This is a genomic window from Halomonas halmophila (genome assembly GCF_006540005.1).
GTDB lineage: Bacteria > Pseudomonadota > Gammaproteobacteria > Pseudomonadales > Halomonadaceae > Halomonas > Halomonas halmophila.
This window is the reverse complement of record NZ_BJOC01000058.1, coordinates 1-5470: the sequence shown is the minus strand read 5'-3', so window position 1 is coordinate 5470 and position 5470 is coordinate 1. Positions and strand designations below refer to the sequence as shown.

General features: G+C 63.8%; 4 protein-coding genes. 3 read left to right on the top strand and 1 reads right to left on the bottom strand.

Annotation, left to right across the window (positions count from 1 at the left end):
- The first annotated feature begins 135 nt into the window (after positions 1-135).
- Both trpS and HHA01_RS14435 read left to right on the top strand, forming a co-directional pair.
- Positions 136-1161: a tryptophan--tRNA ligase gene (trpS, locus tag HHA01_RS14440; RefSeq protein WP_141321950.1), complete on the top strand. Its 1026-nt coding sequence runs from the start codon at positions 136-138 to the stop codon at positions 1159-1161.
- A gap of 125 nt (positions 1162-1286) precedes the next feature.
- The gene (locus HHA01_RS14435) at positions 1287-2966 is read left to right on the top strand and encodes an NAD-dependent malic enzyme (protein ID WP_141321947.1); all 1680 of its coding nucleotides are present in this window, start codon (positions 1287-1289) and stop codon (positions 2964-2966) included.
- Here the strand turns inward: HHA01_RS14435 and HHA01_RS14430 are convergent.
- A complete protein-coding gene (locus tag HHA01_RS14430) occupies positions 2958-3863 on the bottom strand; it encodes a LysR substrate-binding domain-containing protein (RefSeq protein WP_141321945.1) in 906 nt (301 codons plus the stop codon). The genes HHA01_RS14435 and HHA01_RS14430 overlap by 9 nt on opposite strands.
- A gap of 204 nt (positions 3864-4067) precedes the next feature.
- Between HHA01_RS14430 and HHA01_RS14425 the strand changes: the two genes are divergently transcribed.
- A complete protein-coding gene (locus HHA01_RS14425; RefSeq protein ID WP_141321942.1) occupies positions 4068-5333 on the top strand; it encodes an aromatic ring-hydroxylating oxygenase subunit alpha in 1266 nt (421 codons plus the stop codon).
- Positions 5334-5470 lie beyond the last annotated feature (137 nt).

Below are 5470 nucleotides of genomic sequence, written 5' to 3'. Positions count from 1 at the left end.
CCAGAGCCTCTCCGGGGGCTCTGGCCCTTGTGTGTCCGACATGGCGTTGGCGGCGTTGGTACCCGGGCAGGTCGCCTTGACCGGGGCCTCGCGTTACCATGGCGGGTATTCCCGAGTCAGCAGAGTCACGTCTTCATGACCGCAACATCCGACAAGACCCGTGTGCTCACGGGCATCACGACGACCGGCACCCCGCACCTGGGCAATTATGTCGGCGCCATCAAGCCGGCCATTGCGGCGAGCCAGGACCCGACCGTCCAGTCCTACTACTTCCTGGCCGACCTGCATGCCCTGATCAAGAGCCATGATCCCAAGCGCGTGCATCAATCGCGTCTGGAAATCGCCGCCACCTGGCTGGCCCTGGGGCTGGATACCGACAACGCCATCTTCTACCGGCAGTCGGATATCCCGGAGATCCCCGAGCTGACCTGGATGCTGTCCTGCGTCTGTGCCAAGGGCTTGATGAACCGTGCCCATGCCTACAAGGCGGCGGTGGCCGACAACGAAACGGCCGGTCAGTCGGACCTGGACAAGGGCGTCACCATGGGGCTGTTCGGCTATCCGGTGCTGATGGCGGCGGACATCCTGATGTTCAACGCGCAGCGCGTGCCGGTGGGGCGTGACCAGATTCAGCACATCGAGATGGCTCGCGACATGGCCGGCCGCTTCAACCATCTGTTCAAGGGCCAGTATTTCACCCTGCCGAATGCGGTGGTCGACGAACGGGTCGAGGTGCTGGGCGGGCTCGACGGGCGCAAGATGTCCAAGAGCTACGACAACACCATCCCGCTGTTCGTCTCCGAGAAGAAGCTGCTCAAGCTGGTGCGCAAGATCAAGACCAATTCCCTGGAGCCAGGCGAGCCCAAGGACCCCGATACCTGTACGCTCTTCCAGATCTATGCAGCCTTCGCCACCGAGCAGGAAACCGCCGAGATGCGCCGCGACTACGAGAACGGCATCGGCTGGGGTGTCGCCAAGGATCGTGTCTTCGAATACCTCAATACGCAGCTGCGCGAACCACGCGAGCGCTATCAGGCGCTGCTGGAGGATCCCGGTCATATCGAGGACGTGCTCAGACAGGGCGCCGATCGAGCGCGCGCCGAGGCGGCTCCGTTCATGGATCAACTCCGCCAGGCCGCGGGGCTGGGGCGCTTCGTCTAGGCGTTTAGGCGTTGCGAACGGATCATTTTGACCACGCGATGGGCTCTTGTCCCGCTGTGGTCGAGTCGCGGCCGGATCGCCATGGCGCATCAGGCCTGCATATCAGAGACAGCGGAGACGAATCGATGACCAGCCAAGACAAGCGCCCTCTGTACATCCCGTATGCCGGACCTCCCTTGCTCGAGATGCCGCTGCTCAACAAGGGAAGTGCCTTTTCCCGCGAGGAGCGCCTCGAGTTCAACCTGATCGGCCTGCTGCCCCAGAATGTCGAGACCATCGAAGAGCAGGTCGAACGGGCCTATCGCCAGTATCATCAGTGCCAGACCGACCTCGACCGCCATATCTATCTGCGGGCGATTCAGGACGACAACGAGACCCTGTATTTCCGCCTGGTCTCCGAGCATCTCGAGGAGATGCTGCCGATCATCTATACCCCGACGGTGGGACAGGCCTGCGAAGAGTTTTCGAATATCTATCGCAACCATCGCGGCCTGTTCATTTCCTATCCCGACCGTGACCGCATGGATGACATCCTGCGCAGTGCCACCAAGGACCGCGTCAAGGTGATCGTGGTCACCGATGGCGAGCGGATCCTGGGGCTCGGCGACCAGGGTATCGGCGGCATGGGCATCCCCATCGGCAAGCTGTCGCTGTATACCGCCTGTGGCGGGATCAGCCCGGCCAATACGCTGCCCATCACCCTGGATGTGGGGACCAACAACCAGGAGCTGCTGGATGACCCCATGTACATGGGTTGGCGGCATCCGCGTGTTTCCCAGGTCGAGTACGATGCCTTCATGGCGGAATTCATTGCCGCGGTGAAGCGTCGCTGGCCGAAGGTGCTGCTGCAGTTCGAGGATTTCGCCCAGGCCAACGCCATGCCGCTGCTGGAGCGCTATCGCGACGAACTCTGCTGCTTCAACGATGACGTCCAGGGCACCGCGGCCGTCTGCGTGGGCACTCTGCTGGCGGCCTGCAAGGCACGCGGCGAGGCTGTCGCCGACCAGCGCGTGGTGTTCGTCGGCGCCGGCTCGGCCGGCTGCGGCATCGCCGAGCAGGTGGTGGTGGCCATGCAGGAAGAGGGGCTGAGCGAGGAGGAAGCGCGAGCGCGTATCTTCATGGTCGATCGCGACGGCCTGGTCACCACGGACCAGGAGGGGCTGCGCGACTTCCAGCGTCGCCTGGCTCAGGACACTACGCTGGTCGAGGCCTGGGACGGCCAGTCGCTGCTCGAGGTGGTCAGGCAGGTGCGCCCCACGGTGCTGCTGGGGGTCTGTGGTCAGAAGGGGATGTTCACCGAAGAGGTGATCCGCACCATGCATGCGGGCTGTCCGTCCCCTCTGGTCATGCCGCTGTCCAACCCGACGTCACGTGCCGAGGCGCTGCCCGAGGACGTGATTCGCTGGACCGATGGTCAGGCCATGGTGGCAACCGGCAGTCCCTTCGCGCCGGTGGAACATGGCGGGCGTCAGTACCCGATCGCGCAGTGCAACAACGCCTATATCTTCCCGGGTATCGGCCTCGGGGTGGTGGCCTCCGGGGCCACTCGTGTCACCGATGGCATGCTGATGGCAGCCTCCCGGGCCCTGGCCGCCGCGGCGCCGGTGGCGCGGACCGGTGAAGGGGCGGTCCTGCCGGCGCTGGCGGACATTCGTGAGCTGTCCAAGGCGATCGCCTTCGAGGTCGCGCTGGAAGCACAGCGCGAGGAAGTGGCGCTGAAGAGCGACGAGCAGGCGATTCACGAGGCGATCGAGCGGCACTTCTGGTATCCGCGCTATCGCAGCTATCGGCGTCGCTCATACTGATCCCGGCAGCCCCGGATCCGGGGCTTGCAGCAGCCAGTCACACAGCAGCATGGCTCGCCCGCTCGCCCTGGCGTTGATGCGAATGTAGAAGTCGAGCGGGGAGGGGATGTCCTGCGGCACAAGCTGCACCAGCTTGCCGGTTTCGACAAGCCTGGTGGTCAACCCCTCCCAGCCGAGGATGGCACCCATGTCGTCCTGTGCCGCCTGCAGCGCGATGATGTAGTTGTTGACGCTGAAGCCGTGAGCGCGCGGGCTCGTGTAGCCGAGCTGTGCGAACCAGTCTTGCCACCCCGTCCAACCGGTCTCTTCCGCCTCGAGATGAATCAGCGGCGCACGCTGCAGATCGTCGAGGCTCTGAATCCGCTGTTCCTCGGCAAAGCGCGGGCTGCCCAGGGCAATGATGCGGTCACGCATCAGCGCTCGACAGGCCATCGTTTCGGCATGAATGTCGCCGTACTTGATGCTGAGATCCCACTGTGAACGAGGGGTGTCGACGTCACTGACGATCTGTGCCACGGAGACATGGCCGTGATGACGCCAGAACCGCGATAGCTTGGGCGTCAGCCACAGCGAGCTGACCGCCGTGGTCGCGCTTATGGTAACGGCGGCCTGGCTCTGTTGAGTGCGCAGCTGGCCAATGCTGTCGGAGATGCCCTCGAAGCCCCTTTGCACCGCCAGGAGCAGGTAGGCACCGCTTTCCGTCAGCTCCACGCCGCGATGGTAACGTCGGAACAGCTCGCGCCCGAGCTCGATTTCGAGGCTCTTGACCTGGTGGCTGATGGCCGCCGATGTGACATGCAGCTCACTGGCAGCGGCCTTGAAGCCCTGATGGCGCGCGGCCGCTTCGAAGCATACCAGGGCATGCATCGAGGGCAGGTCATACAAACGTTTTGGCATAGTCACATTGTCGCATGGCGCCGGTGTCGGTCAGTATCCGATGCATTTTTATCAAAGGCCAGTGATGCATCAAAGCGGAATGCGCCGGTCACCGTCTGGCTAAATACAGCTAAGTCAGGAAGGGTTTTTTTGAAGTTGTGGCAGGAGGCGCCCTGGCCTAGCGTCGGAAGAGGCACCTTTTCATGCAGACAAGGACACTCGACCATGACGCCATCTACCCTTGACCTGCCGGCCATGCTGGCGCGCCGCCGTCCCGGCTACTCTCTCGAGCGCCCCTTTTATACGTCGCAGGCGCTCTTCGAGCTCGACCTCGAGAGGATCTTCTATCGCCAGTGGTTGTATGCCATTCCGGCCTGTCAACTAGCCAAGCCGGGGCACTACGTGACCCATCGCGTCGGTGCCTACAACCTCGTCCTGGTGCGCGGCCAGGATGGGAGGATTCGCGCCTTCCACAATACCTGCCGGCATCGTGGTTCCATCCTGTGCAACAAACCCCAGGGCAGCGTTGCCAAGCTGGTGTGCCCCTATCACCAGTGGACCTACGAGCTGGATGGCCGGCTCCTGTGGGCACGCTCCATGGGCGACGATTTCGACCCGGCCGAGCACGGCCTGAAGCGCGTTCACTGTCGCGAGCTGTGCGGCCTGGTCTATATCTGCCTGGCCGACGAGGCCCCGGACTTCGACGCCTTTGCCGAGCTGGCGGAGCCTTACCTCGGTGTACATGAGCTCGCGGACGCCAGGGTGGCGCATGTCTCGACCATCGTCGAGCAGGCCAACTGGAAGCTGGTGTGGGAGAACAACCGCGAGTGCTACCACTGCAGTGTCTGTCACCCCTCGCTGTGCCATTCGTTCGATGTCGACCCCGATATTGCCGGTGTGCGGCCGGATGGCAGTGTAGCACCGCGCCTGCAGGCGCACTTCGAGCGCTGTGAACAGGCCGGGGTGGCGGCGCAGTTTCGCATGGATCCGGCAGGGCAATACCGGCTGGCCCGCATGCCGCTGCAGGCCGGGGCGGTCAGCTATACCCTGGATGGCCAGGTCGGGGTTCAGCGTCCGCTGGGGCGAGTCGGTATTCCCGACGCCGGCACGCTGATGAAATTTCATTACCCGAGCACCTGGTGTCACCTGCTGCCCGACCAGGCCATGACGTTTCGCGTCAACCCGCTCGGTCCGACCTCAACCGAGGTCACCACTACCTGGCTGGTTCACAAGGACGCCGTGGAGGGCGTGGACTACGACCTCGAGCGGCTGACCCGGGTGTGGATCGACACCAACAACGAGGATCGCGAGATCGTCGAGGATAATCAGCGTGGCATCAACTCACCGGCCTACGAACCGGGGCCCTATTCGCCGGAAGAAGAAAGCGGCGTGGCGCAGTTCGTCGAATGGTACTGCGACGCGCTGCAGGGCGCTGGGCAGGAGGGTCGCCAGGCAAGGCAGTGCGTGACGCGGCGCACTCAGGCCGGGTAGGGCGTGGTGCCCGCCGGCGGCCCGGGCCTCGTTACAAAAAAGCCCCGCCGGTGTGAGCCGGCGGGGCTTTTGGCATCAGCGCAACGGGAAGTGATCAGGCTGTGCCGATCATGTTGCGCAGCACATAGTGCAGGATG